General features: G+C 69.1%; 19 protein-coding genes. 5 read left to right on the forward strand and 14 right to left on the reverse strand.

Annotation, left to right across the window (positions count from 1 at the left end; translation table 11 throughout):
• Positions 1-180 precede the first annotated feature (180 nt).
• From ABY44_RS17205 to ABY44_RS17235, 7 genes are all read right to left on the reverse strand, one after another.
• The gene (locus ABY44_RS17205) at positions 181-1,353 is read right to left on the reverse strand and encodes a Gfo/Idh/MocA family protein (protein WP_059652437.1); all 1,173 of its coding nucleotides are present in this window, start codon (positions 1,351-1,353) and stop codon (positions 181-183) included.
• A 56-nt stretch (positions 1,354-1,409) separates the two neighbouring features.
• Positions 1,410-2,336 (reverse strand): TIM barrel protein, encoded by a 927-nt coding sequence (locus tag ABY44_RS17210; protein WP_060082893.1) that lies wholly within the window; start codon positions 2,334-2,336, stop codon positions 1,410-1,412.
• Positions 2,337-2,372: 36 nt separating this feature from the next.
• Positions 2,373-3,386: a Gfo/Idh/MocA family oxidoreductase gene (locus ABY44_RS17215; protein WP_059484327.1), complete on the reverse strand. Its 1,014-nt coding sequence runs from the start codon at positions 3,384-3,386 to the stop codon at positions 2,373-2,375.
• Positions 3,387-3,445: 59 nt separating this feature from the next.
• Positions 3,446-4,357: a sugar phosphate isomerase/epimerase family protein gene (locus ABY44_RS17220; RefSeq protein WP_049096986.1), complete on the reverse strand. Its 912-nt coding sequence runs from the start codon at positions 4,355-4,357 to the stop codon at positions 3,446-3,448.
• Between the two features lie 75 nt (positions 4,358-4,432).
• Positions 4,433-5,458 (reverse strand): ABC transporter permease, encoded by a 1,026-nt coding sequence (locus ABY44_RS17225; protein ID WP_059484329.1) that lies wholly within the window; start codon positions 5,456-5,458, stop codon positions 4,433-4,435.
• Between the two features lie 27 nt (positions 5,459-5,485).
• Positions 5,486-7,069 (reverse strand): sugar ABC transporter ATP-binding protein, encoded by a 1,584-nt coding sequence (locus ABY44_RS17230; protein ID WP_027787740.1) that lies wholly within the window; start codon positions 7,067-7,069, stop codon positions 5,486-5,488.
• 68 nt (positions 7,070-7,137) lie between these two features.
• Positions 7,138-8,064, reverse strand: a complete 927-nt coding sequence (locus ABY44_RS17235; protein WP_060173030.1) for a sugar ABC transporter substrate-binding protein — start codon at positions 8,062-8,064, stop codon at positions 7,138-7,140.
• Positions 8,065-8,380: 316 nt separating this feature from the next.
• Between ABY44_RS17235 and ABY44_RS17240 the strand changes: the two genes are divergently transcribed.
• From ABY44_RS17240 to ABY44_RS17260, 5 genes are all read left to right on the forward strand, one after another.
• A complete protein-coding gene (locus ABY44_RS17240; RefSeq protein ID WP_060173015.1) occupies positions 8,381-10,339 on the forward strand; it encodes a bifunctional 5-dehydro-2-deoxygluconokinase/5-dehydro-2-deoxyphosphogluconate aldolase in 1,959 nt (652 codons plus the stop codon).
• 65 nt (positions 10,340-10,404) lie between these two features.
• Complete coding sequence (gene iolD / locus ABY44_RS17245; protein ID WP_060173014.1) at positions 10,405-12,288, forward strand: 3D-(3,5/4)-trihydroxycyclohexane-1,2-dione acylhydrolase (decyclizing); 1,884 nt, start codon at positions 10,405-10,407, stop codon at positions 12,286-12,288.
• Between the two features lie 61 nt (positions 12,289-12,349).
• Positions 12,350-13,279 carry a myo-inosose-2 dehydratase gene (gene iolE / locus ABY44_RS17250; protein ID WP_060173013.1) on the forward strand — a complete coding sequence of 310 codons (930 nt, stop codon included), beginning with the start codon at positions 12,350-12,352 and terminating at the stop codon, positions 13,277-13,279.
• 55 nt (positions 13,280-13,334) lie between these two features.
• Positions 13,335-14,153 (forward strand): 5-deoxy-glucuronate isomerase, encoded by an 819-nt coding sequence (iolB, locus tag ABY44_RS17255; protein WP_027787745.1) that lies wholly within the window; start codon positions 13,335-13,337, stop codon positions 14,151-14,153.
• Positions 14,154-14,235: 82 nt separating this feature from the next.
• On the forward strand, positions 14,236-14,730 hold the full coding sequence (locus ABY44_RS17260) for a heme-degrading domain-containing protein (RefSeq protein ID WP_060173012.1): 495 nt from the start codon (positions 14,236-14,238) through the stop codon (positions 14,728-14,730).
• Between the two features lie 52 nt (positions 14,731-14,782).
• Here the strand turns inward: ABY44_RS17260 and ABY44_RS17265 are convergent, their stop codons facing one another.
• The 7 genes from ABY44_RS17265 to ABY44_RS17295 all read right to left on the reverse strand — a co-directional run bounded on the left by ABY44_RS17265 (position 14,783) and on the right by ABY44_RS17295 (position 20,419).
• Positions 14,783-15,529, reverse strand: coding sequence for a glucose 1-dehydrogenase (locus ABY44_RS17265; protein WP_021162382.1), 747 nt, complete (start codon positions 15,527-15,529; stop codon positions 14,783-14,785).
• A 167-nt stretch (positions 15,530-15,696) separates the two neighbouring features.
• Positions 15,697-16,401 carry an ABC transporter ATP-binding protein gene (locus tag ABY44_RS17270; RefSeq protein ID WP_027787747.1) on the reverse strand — a complete coding sequence of 235 codons (705 nt, stop codon included), beginning with the start codon at positions 16,399-16,401 and terminating at the stop codon, positions 15,697-15,699.
• Entirely contained in the window at positions 16,398-17,150 is a 753-nt protein-coding gene (locus tag ABY44_RS17275) for an ABC transporter ATP-binding protein (protein WP_060173011.1), read from the reverse strand. Before ABY44_RS17275 ends, ABY44_RS17270 begins: the two co-directional genes overlap by 4 nt.
• Complete coding sequence (locus tag ABY44_RS17280; RefSeq protein ID WP_431641451.1) at positions 17,147-18,379, reverse strand: branched-chain amino acid ABC transporter permease; 1,233 nt, start codon at positions 18,377-18,379, stop codon at positions 17,147-17,149. Before ABY44_RS17280 ends, ABY44_RS17275 begins: the two co-directional genes overlap by 4 nt.
• Complete coding sequence (locus ABY44_RS17285) at positions 18,372-19,307, reverse strand: branched-chain amino acid ABC transporter permease (RefSeq protein WP_059699016.1); 936 nt, start codon at positions 19,305-19,307, stop codon at positions 18,372-18,374. Before ABY44_RS17285 ends, ABY44_RS17280 begins: the two co-directional genes overlap by 8 nt.
• A gap of 7 nt (positions 19,308-19,314) precedes the next feature.
• The gene (locus ABY44_RS17290; RefSeq protein WP_027787751.1) at positions 19,315-19,752 is read right to left on the reverse strand and encodes an acyl-CoA thioesterase; all 438 of its coding nucleotides are present in this window, start codon (positions 19,750-19,752) and stop codon (positions 19,315-19,317) included.
• Between the two features lie 130 nt (positions 19,753-19,882).
• A complete protein-coding gene (locus ABY44_RS17295; protein ID WP_027787752.1) occupies positions 19,883-20,419 on the reverse strand; it encodes an NUDIX domain-containing protein in 537 nt (178 codons plus the stop codon).
• Between the last annotated feature and the right edge of the window lie 122 nt (positions 20,420-20,541).

The raw sequence follows: 20,541 nt of genomic DNA on the forward strand, positions 1-20,541 counted from the left end.
GCTCCACGGCGATACTGGAAGCGATTGTCCAACGCTCGCGCAGCGGCGTAAAGATTAGGGCGTCTACCAAGCCGGCCATCGGGGCGAAGCGGCGAGAAACAGCGAGAAACGGCAAAAGCGACAGAAGCGGAGACATACGGCAGGCAGCCGACCTCCCCGCAGCCTGCCCGCGCCGCCGGTTCAGCGATAGTCGACCCACACCCCGCCCGCATCGGCGGAGCGCACGCAGTTCTCCACCCAGCGCACGCCTTCCACGCCCGCATGGACATCCGGAAAACGAATGTTCTTCAACGCCGCGGCGTCGCCGCGATCGGCCGCATCCATCGCGAGCGCGAAGCGCGCATAGAGATTCGACCAGGCCTCGAACAGCCCCTCCGGATGCCCGGCACCGATGCGATCTTCGCGCAATGCGTGCGGATGCAGATAACCCATCCCGCGATCGAGCACCTGGGCGGGCTGCCCCTGCACTTCGTAGCGCAACTGGTTCGGATGCTCGTCCCACCATTCGACGCTCGCCTTCGCGCCGATCACCCTCACCTTCTGGCCGTGCATCGAGCCCGCGTTCACTGCGCTCGACCACACGTAACCGACCGCGCCCGTGTCGTACTCCATGATCGTGAACGCGTTGTCCTCGAGCGGCGCGCGGCTCTTCACGAAGCTCTGCCGCGAGCACATCAGCCGCCGGATCTTCAGCTCGGGCGCCATCACTTCGGAGATGTACAGCGGATGCGTGCCGATGTCGCCGAGCACGTAGCTCGGGCCCGCGAACTTCGGGTCGACGCGCCAGCGCGCGGCCGCGCTCGCGGCCTCGACGCCCTCGCTGTGGAACCCGTGTGCGAACTGCATCTGCACGATGCGGATCTCGCCGAGATCGCCGCGCGCGATCATCTCGCGCGCCTGTTCGATCATCTGGTGTCCGGAATAGCCGTACGCGACGCCGACGATCCGGTTCTTCTCGACCGACAGCCGCTGCAGCGCCTCGGCCTCCTCGGTCGTGAAGCACAGCGGCTTCTCGCAGACCACGTGCAGCCCCGCGTTCAGCGCGGCGCGGCAGATCTCGAAGTGCGTGTTGTTCGGTGTCGCGATCGACACCGCGCGGATGCCGTCCGGGCGGCGCGCCTCGGCGTCGAACATCGTCGCGTAGTCGGGATAGCAGCGCTCGGCGGCGACGCCGAGCTTCACGCCGAACTGGCGGCCGCGTTCGGGATCGATGTCGAACGCGCCGGCGACCAGCTGGAAGCTGCCGTCGCGCAACGCGGCCGACCGGTGGCTGTAGCCGATCTGGCTGCCGAGCCCGCCGCCGACCATGCCCCAGCGAATCGAATGTCCAAGCAGAATCTGTCCGTCAATCATGATGGTGATGTTCCTGGTTCGTGTTCAGGGTGTTCAGGGGTGCAACGCGCGGTGGATCATGCGAAACCGGCCGACGCGAGAAACGCGCGGCTCGCGGCGACGTCGCGCAGGCTCGTGCCGGCATTGCGCGGGTCGCGCTCCTGTTCGATCGTGATGTACCCGGCGTAACCGATGTCGTCGAGCGCGCGGCGGATCGCCCGGTAGTCGAGCACGCCGGTGCCGATCGGGCACATCACGCCGCGCGCGCAGGCGGCGAAGAACGCGATGTGCTCGCCCATCACCGCGTCGTACACGGCCGCGTCGATATCCTTGAAGTGCACATAGTCGAGGCGCGCCGCATGGCGGCGCAGCCAGGTTTCCGGGTCCATGCCCGAGTAATGCAGGTGGCCGGTATCCAGACAGAGGCCGGCCGTGTCGGCCGGAATGTCGGCGACGATCCGGTCGATCTCGTCCGCGAATTCGATGTAGCCGCCCGCATGCGGATGGATCACCGTGCGCACGCCGAATTCGTCGCGCGCGATCGTCGCGATCTGCCGGATGTGCTCGACCATGCCGGCCCAGCGTGCGCCGGACAGCCGCGGCGCGCGATCGGCGTGGCCGGCCGCGTAGTCGCGTTCTTCATGCCCCCAGTCGATCACGACCAGGTACGGCGCCGCGTAGCGCTGGCCGTCCTGCGTCGGCAGTTTCGGCAGCCGCGTGATCAGCGCGCAGATCTCGCGCGTCTGGCGCAACAGGTTCGGCAGGTTCTCCGGCGCCACGAGATCGTCGAAGATCGTACCGGCGGTGATGCTCAGGCGCTGCCGCTCGAGCTCGGCGCTCACCACGTCGAGTTCGAGCGGGATGTAGCCGTACGGCCCGAGCTCGATGCCCGAGTAGCCGGCCTGCGCGGCCTCGGCGAGCACCTGCCGCCACGGCGGCAGGTGCGGGTTCTTCACGTCGTCGACACCCCAGCAGCACGGTGCGCAACCCATCTTCATCGTCATGTCGGTCAGTCCGGCAGGTAGGTAGGCGGCTGCGGTTCAGCCGCGATAGAACGCGGGACGATCGGCCATCGCGATCGATTCGACCGCCCCGCTCTTTTGCGCACGCACGCATGCATCGGCCGCGACCGCCGCCGCGTAGCCGTCCCAGGCCGACGGCCCGGTGAGCGCGTGCGCGCGCACGCCGTCGATGAACGCCTGCAGCTCGACGTCGTACGATGCGATGAAGCGCTCCTTCCAGTCGGTCATGATCTCGACCGACTGCCGTGCCGCATGCTTGAGCCCCACCGCCGGCGGATCGGGCAGCTTCGCGATGCCCTGCTCGCCGACCACCTCGCACTGGATGTCGTAGCCGTACTGGCAGTTCACGAAGATCTCGACGTCGATGCGCACGCCGCTCGCGGTTTCCAGCAACACGATCTGCGGATCGGCGAGATGCGACGATGCATGGCGCGTCTTCTTCGGATAGACGACCTGCGTGCTCACGTAGTCCTCGCCGAGCAGCCAGCGCAGCACGTCGAGTTCGTGAATCAGCGTGTCGGTGATCGCCATGTCGGTCGTGTAGCGCTCGCCGACCGACTGGTTGCGGTGCGCGCAATGCAGCATCAAGGGCGCGCCGATCTCGCCGCTGTCGATCACGCGCTTGAGCGCGCGATAGCCTTCGTCGTACGGACGCATGAAGCCGACCTGCACGAGCCGCTTGCCGTGCGCGACTTCCGCTTCGACGATCCGCATGCAGCCTTCCGCCGTGACGGCGAGCGGCTTCTCGCAGAACACGGGCTTGCCGTGCGCGATCGCGTCGAGCACGAACGCTTCGTGCGTCGGCCCCCACGACGTGACGAGCACGGCCTGCACGTCGGCGGCCGCGACCACCTCGTGGCCGTCGGCGTAGATCTCGGCATCGAGCCCGTACTTCGTCACCGCGTCGCGCGCCTGCTGCGGATCGATGTCGTTGACGGCCACGACACGCGCGCCGGACAGCGTGCGGGTCAGTCTGCGGATGTGGTCCTGGCCGATCGCGCCGCAGCCGATCACGCCGATTTGCAAGGTCATCTAACAGTCTCCAGTCGTTCATTTGCGGTGCGACACCCGCCGCACCGGCCAGCAACAGGTCAGCGCGCCGTGCGATCGAAAAAACGATCGACATAGCGCCGGATCGTGTCGCGCATGTAGCGCGACGACGCTTCCGCGCGGTCCTCCCACGCGAACACGCACGACGACATCACGCCGTCGAAGCCTGCCGCGCCGAGCGCGCGAAAGAACACGTCCCAGTCGATCTCGCCCTGCCCGATGTCGAGATGCTGGTGCACGCGGATCTGGTTCGAACCGGGCGGGTTCACGATGTAGCGCAGCTGGCTGCTCTTGCGGTGGTCGAAGGTGTCGGCCACGCGCACGTGCGCGAGGATCGGCGCGGCCTGCGCGATCATCGCGGCCATGTCGTCGCCGTAGTAGAACGTGTGCGGCGCGATGTACGACAGCTTCAGCGACGGCGAGCCGATGTTCGTGACGATGTCGATCGCCGGCTGCAGCTGCTCGATCCAGTCCTCCGGATGCGGCTCGACCGACAGCACGATGCGTTCGCGCTCGAGGATCGGCAGCAGCTCGTCCATCGAACGGAACCACGCGGCTTCGCACAGCTCCTTCGGGTTCGCGCCCGGCCGTTCGCCGACCGAGCGCTCGGGCGACGCGCCGCGCCCGAACTCCGACACCATCAGCGCGCACTCCATCTCGACCGCCACCTCGATCGCCTTCTTCCAGCAGCGCACGGCCCATAACCGCTCGTCCTCGAACGGGCTCGCCCAGCGGTACATCGGCTGCAGCGACGCGAGGCCGACGCCGCTCGCGCGCATCGCCTGCCGGAAAGCGGCCATCCGCTCGCGCGTCGCGCGCGGCATCACCCACCAGTCGAGAAAGTCGCTGCGCGGCGACAGCTCGATCTGGTCGTAGCCGAGCTCGGCCACCGCGTGCGGCAGGCGGTCGAGCGGCAGGTGGCGAATCATGTAGGGGTCCAGCGCGATCTTCATCGAAAGTCCTCGGCGATAGCGGGTTCGGGACGAACGCGGCGGCACGTGCCGCCCTCGTCCGGCGATGCATGACGGTCAGCGGCGCTTCTTCTTGTTGCGGTACTGGTCGGCGATCACGGCCGCGACGATGATCGCGCCCTTGACCATCTCCTGGTAATACGCGTCGATGCGGATGAACGTGAAGCCCGACGTCATCACGCCGAGGATCAGCACGCCGATCACGGTGCCCGTCACGCGGCCGAGCCCGCCCGACAGCGACGTGCCGCCGATCACGACGGCCGCGATCGCGTCGAGTTCGTACATCACGCCCATGCCCGACTGGCCCGAGATCGCGCGCGCGGCGGTCACGGTGCCGGCGATCCCGCTCAGCAGGCCCGCGATCGCGTAGACGAAGACCAGGTGGCGCGTGACGTTGATGCCGGACACGACGGCCGCATGACGGTTCGCGCCGATCGCGTACGTGTACTTGCCGAAGCGCGTGTAGCGCAGCACGACGTGGAAGATCGCGGCGATCACGAGGAAGATGATCACCGGATTGGCGCCTGCGCCGATGGCCGCGAACTGGTCGGTCAGCATCGACACGGGCATCCCGTTGGTGAACCACTTCGCGAACCCGCGCGCGGCGACCATCGTGCCGAGCGTCGCGATGAACGGCGGGATGCCGGTCATCGCGATCAGCGAGCCGTTCAGCAGGCCGACCAGCAGCCCGACGCACACGCCGGCCAGCACGGGCCAGATGATCGGCAGGTCGGTCAGGTGCGGAAACACCGCGCGCGGGAAGTCGGACACCTGCGCGAGGCTTGCCGACACGACCGCCGCGGCGGCCACGACCGAGCCCGACGACAGGTCGATCCCGCTGGTGATGATCACGAGGTTCACGCCGACCGCAATGATGCCGATCACCGCCATCTGCAGCACGATGATCTCGAGCCGCTCGGTATTGAACAGGAAGCTCTGGCCGACGACGATCCAGCCGACGATCTCGAAGAACAGGCTGATGCCGACGAGCACGAGGAAGATGCTCAGTTCGGGCGGCCACTTCATGTGCCGCGCCTTGATCGTCATGGTCTGCGCATCCGCAGCCGGATTCAGGTTGCCCATTTCATTTGTCTCCAGTCTTGTTTCGGCTCAGCGCGACGCGAGATCCATGATGCGGACCTGGTCGGCGTCCTTGCGATCGACGATGCCGGTCATGCGCCCTTCGTGCATCACCATCACGCGATCGCTCATTCCCAGCACTTCCGGCATTTCCGACGAGATCATCAGCACCGCGACGCCCTTGCCGGCGAGCGCGCTGACGAGCCGGTGAATCTCGGCCTTCGCGCCGACGTCGATGCCGCGGGTCGGTTCGTCGAGGATCAGGATGCGCGGCTGCGTGAGCAGCCACCGGCCGATCAGCACCTTCTGCTGGTTGCCACCCGACAGGTTCTGGATCTCCTCGTGCAGCCCGGGCGACTTCACGCGCAGCATCCGGCTCATTTCCTCGCAGTCGCGCTTGAGCTGCGCCTGCCGCACGAAATTGAACTTCACGTAGCGGTTGCTGAGCACCGCCGCTTCCATGTTCGCGAGCAGGTCGAGATTCAGGAAGCAGCCGGTGTCCTTGCGATCCTCGGTGAGGAAGGCCATCCCGTGCTTCATCGCCTGCGCGGGTGTCGCGATCCGCACCGGCTTGCCGTCGATCCGGATCTCGCCCGACGTGGCCGGCACGACGCCGAACAGCGCCTCCGCGACGTTCGAGCGCCCCGAGCCGACGAGGCCGGCCACGCCGAGGATCTCGCCCGCGCGCAGCTCGAAGCTCACGTCGCGGAACACGCCGTCGACGCCGAGGTTCTTCACCGACAGCACGACGTCGCCGATCGGCACTTCCTCCTTCGGGAACATCTGCGTGATCTCGCGCCCGACCATCATACGGATGATGTCGTCGCGCGTGACGTCGCTCGACGCATGCGTGCCGATGTACTTGCCGTCGCGGAACACCGAAAACTCGTCGGCGATCTCGAACAGCTCGTTCATCTTGTGCGTGATGTAGACGATGCCCTTGCCCTGCTCGCGCAGCTGGCGAATGATCCGGAACAGGTGCGTGACTTCCTTGTCGGTCAGCGCGGAAGTCGGCTCGTCCATGATCAGCACGTCCGAGTCGAACGACACGGCCTTCGCGATCTCGACCATCTGGCGGCTCGCGACCGTCAGCGTGCGCACGTCGGTTTCCGGATCGATGTCGATCGACAGCCGCTCGAACAGCGCGGCCGTCTGGCGGCGCAGCGCCGCGTGATCGATCAGGCCGAAGCGGTTCTTCGGTTCGCGGCGGATCCAGATGTTCTCCGCGACCGTCATGTACGGCATCAGGTTGAGTTCCTGGTGAATCATCGCGATGCCGCGGTCGAGCGCATCGAGCGGGCCGTTCAGCACGACCGGCTCGCCGTTGATCAGGATCTCGCCCTCATCGGGCGTGTAGACGCCCGCGATGATCTTCATCAGCGTCGACTTGCCCGCACCGTTCTCGCCCATCAGTGCATGGACGGTGCCGCGACGCACGCGGAACTGCACGCCGTCGAGCGCGACGACGCCCGGAAAGGACTTGCCGACACCGCGCACCTCGAGCACGCAGTCGGCCGCGGAAGAAGCCGGCGGGGCCGACGAGCCGGACAAACCCGACACACCGGCCGACGCATCGTCGCCGGCCATCGGGCGCGCGATCCTGGCTGTAAACATGGACGTTCCTCGACGAGTCGCGCGCTTGCCCGGCCATGCCGGGCAAGCGCAGTTCAACGGATCACCGGTCAGTGCTTCGCGTACTGGCTCATGTTCTCGGGCGTCACGAGCTCGAACGGCACGTTCACGTAGCGGTCGACGGGCTGCTTCTTCGCGAGCTTGAGCGCGGCCGCGACGGCCTGCTGCCCCTGCCCGGACGCGTTCTGGTACACCGACACCTTCAGCTCGCCGCTCTTCATCGAGGCGAGCCCGTCAGGCGTCGCGTCGATGCCGGCGACGATCGTCTTCGGCGTCCACTTGCGCGCGGCCTTCAGCGCATTGATCGCGCCGATCGCCATCTCGTCGTTGTTGGAGATGATCGCGTCGTACTTCGTGCCGGAGCTCAGCCAGTTCATCGTGATGTCCTGGCCCTGCGTGCGGCTCCACTTGCCCTCGCGCTTGTCGACGATCTTCATGCCCGAGCAATCCTTCGTCGCGATCACGTCCTCGATGTCTTTCGTGCGGGCGCGCGCCGATTCGTTGGACAGCTCGCCCATCAGCACGAGGAGGTCGCCCTTGCCGCCGAGCAGCTTGCACACCTGGCGCGCCTGCAGCGTGCCCGACTGCTTCTCGTCGGACGCGACGACCGCGACGCCGGCCGGCAGCTTGTCGAAATCGACCGGCTTGCGGTTCACGTAGACGAGCGGGATCTTCGCGGCCGTCACCATCTTCGTGATCTTCGGCGTCGCGTCGGTATCGACCGCGTTCACGATGATCGCGTCGACCTTCTGCGCAATCATGTTCTGGACCTGGCTCAACTGCTTGCCGACGTCGTTGCCGCCGTCCTCGATCTGCACCGTCGCGCCGTCCTTCTTCGCCGAATCGGCGATGCTGTTGCGCAGGATGGTCAGGAACGTGTCGTCGAACGACGCCATCGTCACGCCGATCTTCTCGGCATGCGCGAGCGGCGCAGCCAGGATCGCGGCGGCCGCGACGGCCATCAGCTTGGTCTTCATGATCAATCTGTCTCCTCATCTCCGGGGGGCGGAAGACGGCGCGTTGCGCGCCGCCGGGCCGAGTCCGATCGAATCCGATACGGACTGAAGCATCCGGATGAAACTGTAGATCACTTCCTCGAAAATTTGGAAATTTATTTCTACGTGATTTCACCTAGGGAACTGGATTTCCAAAAAGTCTAGACTGCGTCCGTAGCCCGATTCCTTGCGGCAGGCAGTCCCGCGTCGTGCAATACACGGTGCGGACGGTCGCGACCGGATCGGCCCCCTAATCCGCCGGCATTGCCGAACGCCGGCCGCGAGCGTGACACGTGATATGAGCCTGCTGAACTTTCCGAGTGACCGCCCCATCGATCTCGCCTGCCTCGGCCGCGTGGCCGTGGATCTCTATGCGCAGCAGTACGGCAGCCGCCTCGAAGACGCGCGCAGCTTCCAGATGTATCTCGGCGGCTCGTCCGGCAACGTCGCGTTCGGCGTGGCGCGGCTCGGGCTGAAGACCGCGATGATCTCGCGCGTCGGCGACGAGCAGATGGGCCGCTTCCTGCGCGAGACGCTCGAGCGCGAAGGCTGCGACACGAGCCAGCTGCAGACCGACCGCGAACGCCTCACCGCGCTGGTGCTGCTCGGGCTGAAGGATCGCGACACGTTCCCGCTGCTGTTCGTGCGCGAGAACTGCGCGGACATGGCCGTGCGCGCCGACGAGATCAGCGAGGACTTCATCGCCGGCTGCCGCGCGCTCGCGATCACCGGCACGCATCTGTCGACGCCGGGCACGCGCGAGGCGTCGCTGACCGCGCTCGGTTATGCGCGCCGCCATGGCGTCGTGCGGATTCTGGACATCGACTACCGGCCCGTGCTGTGGGGCCTGACCGCGCGCGGCGCGGGCGAGAACCGCTACGTGCCGGACGCGCAGGTGACGCGTCAGCTGCAGCAGGTGCTCGGCGAATTCGACCTGCTGGTCGGCACCGAGGAGGAATTCCTGATCGCGGGCGGCGTGCCGCACGACCTGATCGGGTCGTTGCAGGCGGTGCGCGCCATCACGAACGCGACGCTGGTCGTCAAGCGCGGCGCGCTCGGCTGCTGCGTGATCGAAGGCGATATTCCCGCCCGCATCGACGATGCACCGACCTTCCTCGGCGAACGCGTCGAGGTGCTCAACGTGCTCGGCGCGGGCGACGCGTTCCTGTCGGGCCTGCTGTCGGGGCTGCTGCGCGGCCGCGACTGGGCCGAGTCGACGCGCATCGCGAACGCGTGCGGCGCGATCGTCGTATCGCGCCACGCGTGCTCCGCGGCGATGCCGACGCCGGCCGAGCTTGCGCACTGGTTCGACGGCAGCCGCAATCCGGTGGTCGATGCCGATCACACGCTCGCGCACCTGCATCGCGTGACGGTGCCGCGCCGCGAATGGGACGACCTGTGCGTGATGGCGTTCGATCATCGCAGCCAGTTCTACGAACTCGCGGTGCAGGCCGGCGCCGACGAAGCACGGATCAGGACGCTGAAGCGCCTGCTCGTGCGCGCGGTCGAGCAGGTCGAGCGCGAGCGCCGGATCGAAGGCCATGTCGGCGTGCTGATCGACGGCGGCGGCTACGGCAGCGACGCGCTGGCGTCGGCCACCGGGCGCGGCTGGTGGGTCGGCCGCCCGGTCGAGCTGCCGGGCTCCCGGCCGCTGCGCTTCGACGAAACGCGCTCGGTCGGCTCGTCGCTCACGCACTGGCCGACCGAACAGGTCGTGAAGTGCCTCGTTCACTATCATCCGGACGACCAGGTCGACCTGCGCGTCGAACAGGAGCAGCGCGTGCTGGAACTGTGGGAAGCCACGCGCGCCAGCGGCAACGAACTGCTGCTGGAAATGATTCCGCCGCGCGCGGTCACGCCGGCCGGCACCGAGGACGACGCGGTGCTGCGCACGATCGCGCGCTTCTACAACCTCGGCGTGAAACCCGAATGGTGGAAGCTCACGCCGCTGAGCGCCGACGGCTGGGCACGGCTCGCCGCGCTGATCGCCGAGCGCGACCCGCACTGCCGCGGCGCGGTGATCCTCGGGCTGAACCAGCCGCTGCAATACCTCGTCGACAGCTTCCGATCGGCGACCAACCCGATCGTCAAGGGCTTCATGGTCGGGCGCACGCTGTGGGCCGATGCGTCGCTGAACTGGTTCGCCGGCCGGATCGACGACCAGGCGCTGATCGATGAAGTGGCCGGCAACTTCGCGCAGCTCGTGGACGCGTGGCTCGGCCGCCGTGCGGCGGCCGCCCGCGCCGCCGCGGCGTGACATGGCGTGACGCGACACGAAGCGACGCCCGCGATGATCCACCCGAATCCTCTTCACCGACCGACATGACCTCTACCGTAAGACTGACCGTCAGCCAGGCGCTCGTGCGCTACCTGGCCGCCCTGCGCGCCGAAGTCGTCCAGCCCGACGGCCGCGTCGAGATCCTGCCCTACTGCGGCGGCGTGTTCGCGATCTTCGGCCACGGCAACGTGGCCGGGCTCGGCGAGGCGCTGCACGCTGAAAAAGACCGGCTGCCGACGTTCCGCGCGCACAACGAGCAAGGGATGGCGAATGCGGCGATCGCGTTCGCGAAAGCGAACTTCCGCCAGCGGATGATGGCCGCGACGTCTAGCATCGGCCCAGGCGCGACCAACATGCTGACCTCCGCCGCGCTCGCGCACGTCGGCCGCCTGCCGCTGCTGCTGCTGCCCGGCGACGTGTTCGTGTCGCGCCTGCCCGACCCGGTGCTGCAACAGGTCGAGGATTTCGAACAGGGCGACGTCAGCGCGAACGACTGCTTCCGGCCGGTGACGCGCTACTTCGACCGGATCACGTCGCCCGAGCAGCTGCTCGTCGCGCTGCCGCGTGCGATCCAGGTGATGACCGACCCCGCGCAGTGCGGCCCCGTGTGCCTCGCGTTGCCGCAGGACGTGCAGACCTTCGCGTACGACTGGCCCGAGGATTTCTTCGCGCCGCCGGTGATCCGGATGCGCCGGCCGCCGGCCGACGCGCTCGAGCTCGCTGATGCGCTCGACGTGCTGAAGGCCGCGAAGAAGCCGCTGATCGTCGCGGGCGGCGGCGTGCTGTACAGCCAGGCGTGGGACGCGCTGCGCGCGTTCGCCGATACGCATGGCGTGCCGGTCGCGGAATCGCAGGCCGGCAAGGGCAGCCTCGCGTGGGACCACCCGCTGAACCTCGGCTCGATCGGCGTGACGGGCTCGCCCGCCGCGAACCGCGCGGCCGCGCAGGCCGACGTGGTGTTCGCGGTCGGCACGCGGCTGCAGGACTTCACGACCGGCTCGCATGCGCTCTACGGCAACGCGACGCTGCTGAGCCTGAACGTGCAGCCGTTCGACGCGGGCAAGAAACGCGGCCGGCAACTCGTCGCCGACGCGCGCACGGGTCTCGGCCAGCTGTCGGCAGCGCTGGCCGGCTGGCATGCCGATCCGGCATGGACGGCCAGCAACCGCGACCAGGCCGCCGCATGGAACGCGCGCGTGACCGAACTCACGACGCGCGTGCCGAACGACACGCTGCCCTACGACGCGGAAGTGATCGGCGCGGTGCGCGACTCCGCGGTCGACGCGGGGCGCGACAGCGCGCGCGACGACCTCGTGGTGTGCGCGGCCGGCACGCTGCCGGCCGAACTGCACAAGCTGTGGCGCAGCGGCGTGCCGGGCAACTACCACATGGACTACGCATACTCGTGCATGGGCTACGAGGTCGCGGGCGGCCTCGGCGCGAAGCTCGCGCGGCCCGAGCGCGAAGTGATCGTGATCGTCGGCGACGGCTCGTACATGATGCTCAACGCGGAACTCGCGACCTCCGTGATGCTCGGCCGCAAGATCGTCGTCGTGATCCTCGACAACCGCGGCTACGGCTGCATCGAGCGGCTGCAGCTGAACTGCGGCGGCGCGAGCTTCAACAACATGCTCGACGACTGCGTACCCGAAGGCGGCGAACGCTCGACCATCGACTTCGCGATGCATGCGCGCGCGATGGGCGCCGAAGCCGTGCACGTGCGCGACATCGGCGAACTGCGTAGCGAAATGAAGCGCGCCCGCGCGGCGAAGAAGAGCCAGGTGCTCGTGATCGACACCACGCACCGGCGCACGACCGACGACGGCGGCGCATGGTGGGAAGTCGCCGTGCCGCAGGTGTCCGAACGCGCCGGCGTCGAGGACGCGCACCGCGCGTATCTCGACGCGAAGACCCGGCAGCGGCGCTGACGGCGCACGCTGCCCACGCCCCCTCCCCGCGAAAAACACATTCGAACCAAGGAAGCCCGTCATGAGCTGGAACGTCCGCATCGGTATCAATCCCCTGTCGTGGATGAACGACGACCTGCCGTCGCTCGGCGGCGAGACGCCGCTCGAAACGGCGCTGAAGGAAGGCGCCGAAATCGGCTATGCGGGCTTCGAGCTCGGCAACAAGTTCCCGAAGACGGGCCCCGAGCTGAAGGCGAAACTCGCCGGGTTCGGGCTCGTGTGCGTGTCGGGCTGGTATTCGGGCTTCCTCGCGGAAGTCGCGCCGGGCATGAGCGACGCCGATGCGGTCGCCGCGGAAATCGAGCGCTGCCGCGCCCACATGACGAAGCTGCAGTACAACGACGTGAACGTGGTCGTGTACGGCGAATGCGCGGGCACGATCCAGGGCAACATCGACACGCCGGTCGCGAAACGGCCGCGCTTCGTCGACGAAGACGCATGGCGGCGCTACGCGGCACGCCTCGACGCATTCGGCGCGCACCTGCTCGACACGTACGGCATCAAGCTCGCCTACCATCACCACATGGGCGCATACGTCGAATCGCCCGACGACGTCGACCGGCTGATGGCGCTGACCGATCCGGCGAAGGTGTTCCTGCTGTTCGATACCGGCCACGCGTATTTCGGCGGCGCGGCCGACCCGGTGACGCTGTTGAAGAAACACGTATCGCGCGTGGTCCACGTGCATTGCAAGGACGTGCGGCCGCAGGTCGTCACGCAGGCGCGCAACGACGGCTGGAGCTTCCTGAACGGCGTGATCAACGGCACCTTCACGGTGCCCGGCGACGGCGCGCTCGACTACGAGGCGACGCTGCGCACGCTGAAGGATGCCGGCTACGAAGGCTGGCTCGTCGTCGAGGCCGAGCAGGATCCGGCCGTCGCGCCGAGCTATGCGTATGCGAAGAAGGGCTACGAATCGCTGCGCGCGATCGTCGACCGGTTGAGCGCGTGAGCCCCGTCCCCCCCGCTGTCACCCCCGCCGTCACCCCATTGCGGAGCCCCACCCCATGACGATTTCTCCCCTGCTGGTCAAAGCATCGCCCGAGCGCGAAATCTGCAACGTCACGCCGGAATCGGCCGGCTGGAAGCACGTCGGCTTTCGCGCGCTGCGCCTGAAGGCCGGCGACACCGAAACGCTCGACACGGGCACGCGGGAACTGTGCGTCGTCGTGCTCACGGGCACGGTGCGCGCGGAAGTCGACGGCACGACCTACGATGCGCTCGGCAAGCGCGACAGCGTATTCGAGGACGTCTCGCCCGATGCGCTGTACGTGCCGGGCGGCAAGACGGTCACGCTGGTCGCGACGCGCGATGCGGAAATCGCGCTGTGCACCGCGCCGTACGCGAGCGGCGACAAGCCCGTGCAACGCCTCGACGGCGAACGGATGCGCCGCTCGGTACGCGGCCAAGGCACCAACACGCGCTACGTGTGCGACATCCTGATGGGCGACAACCCGGCGGCCGAGCGCCTCCTCGTCGTCGAGGTCGTCACGCCGGCGAGCCATTCGAGCAGCTATCCGCCGCACAAGCACGACCGCGACGCAGCGCCCGACGAAACCTCGCTCGAGGAAACCTACTACCACCGGATCGATCCGCCGCAGGGTTTCGCGTTCCAGCGCGTGTACACGGACGACCGCAGCCTCGACGAAGCGTGCGCGGTCGAGAACCACGACGTCGTGATGGTGCCGCGCGGCTACCATCCGGTCGTCGCGCCGCACGGCTACAACCTGTACTACCTGAACGTGATGGCCGGGCCCAGCCGCGCGTGGGCGTTCAGGAACGACCCCGCGCACGAATGGATGCTCGACGCGGCGCCGAAGCGCTGAATGGAAGACGGGCCCGCGCGCGGCCCGTGACGATACGATGCCCGGCACGCGCACCCAGAGCCGGGAACGCCACGGAGCCGCCATGGTGACGACCCTCTTTCGCCTCGATCCCCACCCGTTCGACGACGATGCGTCGAACCCGGCGCTGCCGCGCTTCGATGCGGCGCTTGCCCGCCGGATGGGCGAGATCGCGGTCAACCTCGCGTCGCGCCGCGGGCTGCCGATCGCGGTGAGCATCGTCGGCGAGCAGGCGCCGCTGTTCTACTGCGCGCTCGACGGCAGCCACGCGAACGACAGCGACGCGATCCGCCGGCGACAGAACACGGTGTTGCGCTTCGGCCTCAGCTCACTCGCGGTCGGCGAGCGCTTTCGTCGCGCCGGCTGGTCGCTGCAGTCGCAGGGGCTGTCGGATGACGACTATGCGCTCGACGGCGGCGGCGTGCCGTTACGTGTCGCCGGGGCCGGCATCGTCGGCGCGATGACGATCGCGGGGCTCGACTCGGAACACAATCACGCGCTCGTCGTCGAGAGCCTGCAGTGGCACGTCGGCCGTTACTCGCTCGCGCCGCACGCGTAACGACAAGGGCGGCACGACCGGCGCAAGCGCGCCGAGGCACCGCCCCGCCCGATCAGTTCAACCCGCCGCTCACGACGAGATGCTCGCCGGTCATCCAGCGTGCATCGTCCGACGCGAGGAACACGGCCACCGACGCGATGTCGTCCGGCTCGCCGAGGCGGCCGAGCGGCGTCTCGCTGCGCACCTGCTTGTCGAGATCCGAACCGATGATGCCCGCGCTGTGCGTGCCCTCGGTCACGATCATCCCCGGGTTGATCGCGTTCACGCGAATCTTGCGCGGGCCGAGTTCGAGCGCGAGCACGCCGGTAATCGCGTCGACCGCGCCCTTGGTGCCGCTGTAGACGGCGCTGGCGGGCGGCGTGATGCTGGTCACCACCGAGCTGATGTTGATGATGCTCGCGCCTTCGCCGAGATGCTTGACGGCGGCCTGCGTCGTCAGCAGCACGCCGAACACGTTCGTGTCGAACTGCCGGCGATAGTGCTCTTCGGTGATCGCCTCGATCGGCGCGAATTCGTACACGCCGGAATTGTTGACGAGCACGTCGAGACGGCCGTACGTGTCGATCGCCGTATCGACGATGCGCTGCGCGTCGGCTGCCTTCGACACGTCGCCGCCCACCGCGACCGCGCGGCCGCCCGCTTCGACGATCGCGCCGACGACCGCGTCGGCACCCGCCTTGCTGCTCGCATAGTTGACGACGACCGACGCGCCTTCGGCGGCCAGTGCCTTCGCGATTGCCGCGCCGATGCCCTTCGATCCGCCCGTGACGATCGCGACCTTGCCTGCCAGCTTGCTCATGATTTCATTCCTCAGTCAAAAGACCTTCGATGGATGGCGCCGGTTGCCGCGCAGTGTGTCGATGCGGCGACCGGCATGCATGGCAATGTACGGTGCGGCACCGCAGCGATAAAGCGGCTCGACACGAATTGACTGGCGGAGTTTGCCGAACAATCGCTCGCGCGCCGTCAGCCGGCGCTGAGCCAGGCGTTCGCGACCTCGCCACCCAGGCCGTCGAGCGCGCCGTCGTAGACGATCCGTCCGCGCCCCATCACCGCGACGCGCCGCGCGAGCCGCGGCGCGAACTGCAGCCGCTGCTCGATCAGCAGGATCGCGACGCCGTCGGCCTGCAGCGCGGCCAGGCACGCGCCGACTTCGTCGACCGCGAGCGGCGCGAGGCCTTCGGCCGGTTCGTCGACGATCAGCACGCGCGGGCGGCCGGCCAGCGCACGCACCAGCGCGAGCACCTGCTGTTCGCCGCCCGACAGCCGCCCGGCTTTCACGTCCGCGCGCGCGGACAGCAGCGGAAAGCGGTCGAACAGCCGTTCGAGCGCCGCGCGTTCGGCCGCACCGCGGGCGCCGCGCAGCCCGAGCCGCAGGTTGTCGCGCACCGTCAGCAGCGGGAACACGTCGCGGCTTTCGGCAACGTAAGCGACACCGCGCCGCGCGATCTCGAACGTGCGCGCGCCCACGCATTCGGCGCCGTCGATGCGCACCGAGCCGGCCGTGCGCACGAGCCCCATCACGGCCTTCGCGAGCGTCGAGCGCCCCGAGCCGTTGCGGCCGAGCAGCGCGAGCGTCTCGCCCGGGGCAAGCGCAAGATCGACGCCGTCGAGCACGGGTTGCAGGCCGTACCCCGCGCGCAGGCCGCGGATGTCGAGCAGTGCGCTCACAGGCCGCCCTCGCCCAGGTAGGCGGCCCGCACGGCCGGATCGGCGCGGATCGCATTGGGTGCGCCGGTCGCGACCACCGTGCCGCGCACGAGCACCGTGATGCGCTCGGCGAATCCGAACACCGTGTCCATGTCGTGCTCGATCAGCAGAACCGTTCGCCCCTGCGTCGTCGCACGAATCAGCGCGATCATCCGCGCCGCCTGCGCGCGGCTCATGCCGGCCGTCGGCTCGTCGAGCAGCAGCGTGCGTGCCCCGCTCGCGAGCGCGATCCCGAGATCGAGCGCGCGCTGTTCCGCATAGCCCAGCTCGGCGGCCGGCGTGTCGCGGTGCGCGTCGAGACCGATGTCGTGCAGCACGCGCCCAGCCGCGAGATCGACCGACGCCGATTCGCGCAGCCGGTTCCACCAGCGTCGCCGTTCGGCGGGCGCATGCAGCGCCGCACAACGCAGGTTGTCGAACACGGACAGCCGCGCGAATGCGCTCGTCTGCTGGAAACTGCGGCCGATGCCGAGCCGGCTCGCGACAACCGGCCCGCGCCCGCGCAGCTCCACGCCATGCAGCACCACGCGCCCGCGCGTGGGCCGCGTCGCACCGGCGATCACGCCGAACAGCGTCGACTTGCCCGCGCCGTTCGGCCCGATCAGCGCATGACGCTCGCCGGCCGCGATGCTCAGCTCGACGCCGTCGAGCACCGTCTGCGCGCCGAAGCGCTGCACGACGCCGTGCAGCGCGATCGCGTTGCCGTTCATCGCACGTCCTCCCGCTTGCCCGCCTGCCCGCCCGGCGCGAACCGCGCGCGCCAGCCCCACAGCAGCGTGCCGATGCCGGCCGCCGAACACGCGACGGCCCAGCCGGCCGGCGTATCGGCGTCGATGCGCCAGGCGCCGAACGCGAAGCCTGCGCCGTCGTCCTGCGCGAAGCGCCACGCATAACCGAGCTCCGCCGCGCAGACGATCGCGACGCCCCAGAACACGCACGCGGCGACCGCGCACAGCATGCGCCACCGCTCGGCCGCCGACGCGCCGCGCCGCGATGCTTGTGCGAGCGCCTGCACGATCCCGGCGATCCCGCGCGGCGCGGCCACGACGATCGCGACGAACAGCACGCCGAGATACAGCGCCCACGCGCGCGACACGCCCGCGACGACGATGCTCAGCAGGGTCAGCACGGCGGCACCGGCCGCCGGCCCGAAGAACGTACCGGTGCCGCCGATCACCGCGGCGATCAGCACGGTCGCCGAACGCGCCATCGACACGCTGTCGGGCGTCGCGATTTCGACGTCGATCAGCGTCAGCGTGCCCGCGACACCCGCGAAGAACGACGCGCAGGTGACCATCGCGAGCCGCACGCGACGCGGATCGGTGCCGAGCGCGGCGACGCGCGCGGGATTGTCGCGCACCGCGTTCGCGAGCCGCGCGAGCGGCATGCGCGTCAGCGCGTGCATGGCCCACGCCGACGCGATGCACCACGCGGCGATGACCGCATACGCCTGCACCGGTGCGCCGAAATGCCAGCCGCCCCACGGCGTGCCGCTCGCGCGGTCGATCGGCACGCCGCCGATTCCGCCGAACCACGCGGGCACGCTCCAGGCGGCGGCCGCGACGCATTCGCCGAGCCCGAGCGTGATCATCGCGAACGCGGTGCCGGAACGGCGTGTCGCGAGCAGCCCGGCCGCGAAGCCGAAACCGGCACCGGCCATGCCGCCGACGAGCGGCAACAGCGGCAGCGGGCCGCCGAAGTGGTTGAACCAGTGCGCGGCCGCGAACGCGCCGAGGCCCGCGAACGCCGCGTGGCCGAACGACAGCAGCCCGGTCGTGCCGAGCTGCAGGTTGTACGACAGCGCGAGCACGACCAGCGCGGCCGTCTGCGCGAGATAACCGAGCACCGCGCCATGCGGCCACAGCCACGCGGGCAGCGCGACGCACGCGGCGAACAGCGCCCCGCGCGCCAGGCCGTGGGCGAGCGTGCGGCTACGCATCGGCGCGCTCGCCGAACAGCCCGCGCGGCCGCGCGACCAGCACCGCGACGAGCAGCAGGTACGGCACCAGCGGCGCGAGCTGCGCGATCGATACCGTGGCCACGCTGTCGGGCAGCGCGATGCCGGCCCATGACGCGAGGTCGCGCAGCGACGTATCGCTCGCGGCCGCGAAGGTCTGCGCGCAACCGACGGCGAGCGACGCCGCGAACGCGCCGCCGAGCGAACCGAGCCCGCCGATCACGACGACCGCGAACACGACCGAACCGACGGTTTCGGCCAGCGCAGGTTCGATCACCGCGAGCGGCGCGCCGATCACGCCGGCCAGCGCGGCCAGCGCGGTACCCGCGCCGAACAGCGCCGTCATCACGCGCGGCACGTCGTAGCCGAGCGCCTCGACGGCCGCCCGGTGCGTGAGTGCCGCGCGCACCACGAGCCCGATGCGCGACGTGCGCAACAACGCGCCGAGCGCGACGAGCATCGCCGCGGACATTCCCATCATGAACAGCCGGTAGCGCGGCAGCGCGAGGCCGAAGACGGTCGCGGGCGCGCCGTCGAACAGCGCCGGCACGGGGGCCGGCAGCGGCGCCAGGCCCCACACGAGTTTCGCGCCCTCGCCGATCAGGTACGCGAGCCCGAAGGTCAGCAGCAGTTCGCTCGTATGGCCGCGCGCCTGGACCCGGCGCAGCAGCGTGCGTTCGCAGCCGGCGCCGAGCAGCCCGACCGCGAGCGGCGCGAGGACCAGCGCGGGCCAGAAGCCCGCGCGGGCCGCGATGCTGTAGCCGACATACGCGCCGAGCATGTAGAAGCTCGCGTGTGCGAAGTTGAGCACGCCCTGCACGCTGAAGATCAGCGTGAGACCGGCCGACAACATGAACAGCAGCAAGCCGTAGCTGAGGCCGTTGAAGGCCTGGAGCGCGAATGCGTGCACCGCGAAGTCAGGCCGCGAGCGGCTCGAGCGCGGCGCGCAGCGCGTCGGGCAGCGGCACCGGGCGGCGCGTGCCGCGATCGACGTACACGTGCACGAAATGCCCCTGTGCGGCGGGCGACGCGTCGCCCTGCGCGAACAGCCCGACCTCGTAGCGCACGCTCGACGTGCCGAGCTTCACGACCCGCAAGCCCGCGTCGACCGACTGCGGAAACACCAGCGGCGCGAAGTAGTTGCACTGCGTCTCGACCACGAGGCCGATCGTCTGCCCGTGCTCGACGTCGAGCACGCCGGCGCGGATCAGGTATTCGTTCACGACCGTGTCGAAGTAGCTGTAGTAGACGACGTTGTTCACGTGCCCGTAGACGTCGTTGTCCATCCAGCGGGTCGTGATCGGCAGGAAGTGGCGATAGGCGTCGCGCGGACGCGGTTGCGGCTTGTCGGACATGGCGATGGCGGTCAGGACGAGGAAAGCGCTGAGGACGAAGCGCGGCGGCCGCATGACACGGCGCGCCGGCAAGAAGCCGGGCACCGCGATCGCTCGCGGCACGGCGGCGGCAACCCGACTGGCCGGCCCGTCACTGGCCCGGCCGGTCGACGAATTCGAAATCGAGGCCGCGCGCACGCATCCAGTCGGCGAGCGCGACACCCGTGCCGGCGCGCCACGGGCGCAGCAGCGGCGGATCGACGAGCTTGTATTCGAGCAGTTCCGGCGACAGCGCGACCGTGCCCGACGCGCGCACGTGGTACGCGATGATCAGTTCGTTCTTGCGGATGAATTCGTAGACGCCGACGAGCGACACGTGCTCGGCCTTCAGGGCCGTTTCCTCGAACACCTCGCGCGCGATGCCGTCCTCGGGCGTCTCGCCGTTCTCGAGGAAGCCGGTGATCAGCGCGAACATGCCTTCGGGCCAGGCCGCGTTGCGCGCGAGCAGGATCTTGCCGTCGAGCTCGACGATCGCGGCCACCACCGGCAGCGGGTTGTTCCAGTGCACGTAGCCGCATGCATCGTCGGGACAGGCCTGGCGGACGCGGCCGCCTTCATGGTCGGGATCGGCGCGCTCGGTGAGCGGGCTCGCGCAGCGCGGGCAGAAGCGGTAGTCGGCGGTGGTCATCGATGGGGATCTGGCGGGCGCGGGAAAGGCCTCATTCTAGCGAGTTTGCCGGCCGCAAGCCGTCGCCCGTGAAAGCGGACGACAGTGGCCGCCCCTCGCGCGACGCGTGCCGAATCCCGACC

The sequence above is a fragment of the Burkholderia sp. ZZQ-2 genome, from assembly GCF_050768715.1.
Lineage (GTDB): Bacteria > Pseudomonadota > Gammaproteobacteria > Burkholderiales > Burkholderiaceae > Burkholderia > Burkholderia cepacia.

Excerpts from the sequence above, each read along its gene's own strand:
- ABY44_RS17290 (WP_027787751.1), bottom strand. The coding sequence starts at position 19,752 with ATGTCCGACAAGCCGCAACCGCGTCCGCGCGACGCCTATCGCCACTTC.
- ABY44_RS17220 (WP_049096986.1), bottom strand. The coding sequence starts at position 4,357 with ATGAAGATCGCGCTGGACCCCTACATGATTCGCCACCTGCCGCTCGAC.
- iolB (WP_027787745.1), top strand. The coding sequence starts at position 13,335 with ATGACGATTTCTCCCCTGCTGGTCAAAGCATCGCCCGAGCGCGAAATC.
- iolD (WP_060173014.1), top strand. The coding sequence starts at position 10,405 with ATGACCTCTACCGTAAGACTGACCGTCAGCCAGGCGCTCGTGCGCTAC.
- ABY44_RS17230 (WP_027787740.1), bottom strand. The coding sequence starts at position 7,069 with ATGTTTACAGCCAGGATCGCGCGCCCGATGGCCGGCGACGATGCGTCG.
- ABY44_RS17210 (WP_060082893.1), bottom strand. The coding sequence starts at position 2,336 with ATGACGATGAAGATGGGTTGCGCACCGTGCTGCTGGGGTGTCGACGAC.
- ABY44_RS17225 (WP_059484329.1), bottom strand. The coding sequence starts at position 5,458 with ATGGGCAACCTGAATCCGGCTGCGGATGCGCAGACCATGACGATCAAG.
- ABY44_RS17280 (WP_431641451.1), bottom strand. The coding sequence starts at position 18,379 with ATGCGTAGCCGCACGCTCGCCCACGGCCTGGCGCGCGGGGCGCTGTTC.
- ABY44_RS17240 (WP_060173015.1), top strand. The coding sequence starts at position 8,381 with ATGAGCCTGCTGAACTTTCCGAGTGACCGCCCCATCGATCTCGCCTGC.
- ABY44_RS17235 (WP_060173030.1), bottom strand. The coding sequence starts at position 8,064 with ATGAAGACCAAGCTGATGGCCGTCGCGGCCGCCGCGATCCTGGCTGCG.
- ABY44_RS17265 (WP_021162382.1), bottom strand. The coding sequence starts at position 15,529 with ATGAGCAAGCTGGCAGGCAAGGTCGCGATCGTCACGGGCGGATCGAAG.
- ABY44_RS17295 (WP_027787752.1), bottom strand. The coding sequence starts at position 20,419 with ATGACCACCGCCGACTACCGCTTCTGCCCGCGCTGCGCGAGCCCGCTC.
- ABY44_RS17260 (WP_060173012.1), top strand. The coding sequence starts at position 14,236 with ATGGTGACGACCCTCTTTCGCCTCGATCCCCACCCGTTCGACGACGAT.
- ABY44_RS17275 (WP_060173011.1), bottom strand. The coding sequence starts at position 17,150 with ATGAACGGCAACGCGATCGCGCTGCACGGCGTCGTGCAGCGCTTCGGC.
- ABY44_RS17205 (WP_059652437.1), bottom strand. The coding sequence starts at position 1,353 with ATGATTGACGGACAGATTCTGCTTGGACATTCGATTCGCTGGGGCATG.
- ABY44_RS17215 (WP_059484327.1), bottom strand. The coding sequence starts at position 3,386 with ATGACCTTGCAAATCGGCGTGATCGGCTGCGGCGCGATCGGCCAGGAC.
- iolE (WP_060173013.1), top strand. The coding sequence starts at position 12,350 with ATGAGCTGGAACGTCCGCATCGGTATCAATCCCCTGTCGTGGATGAAC.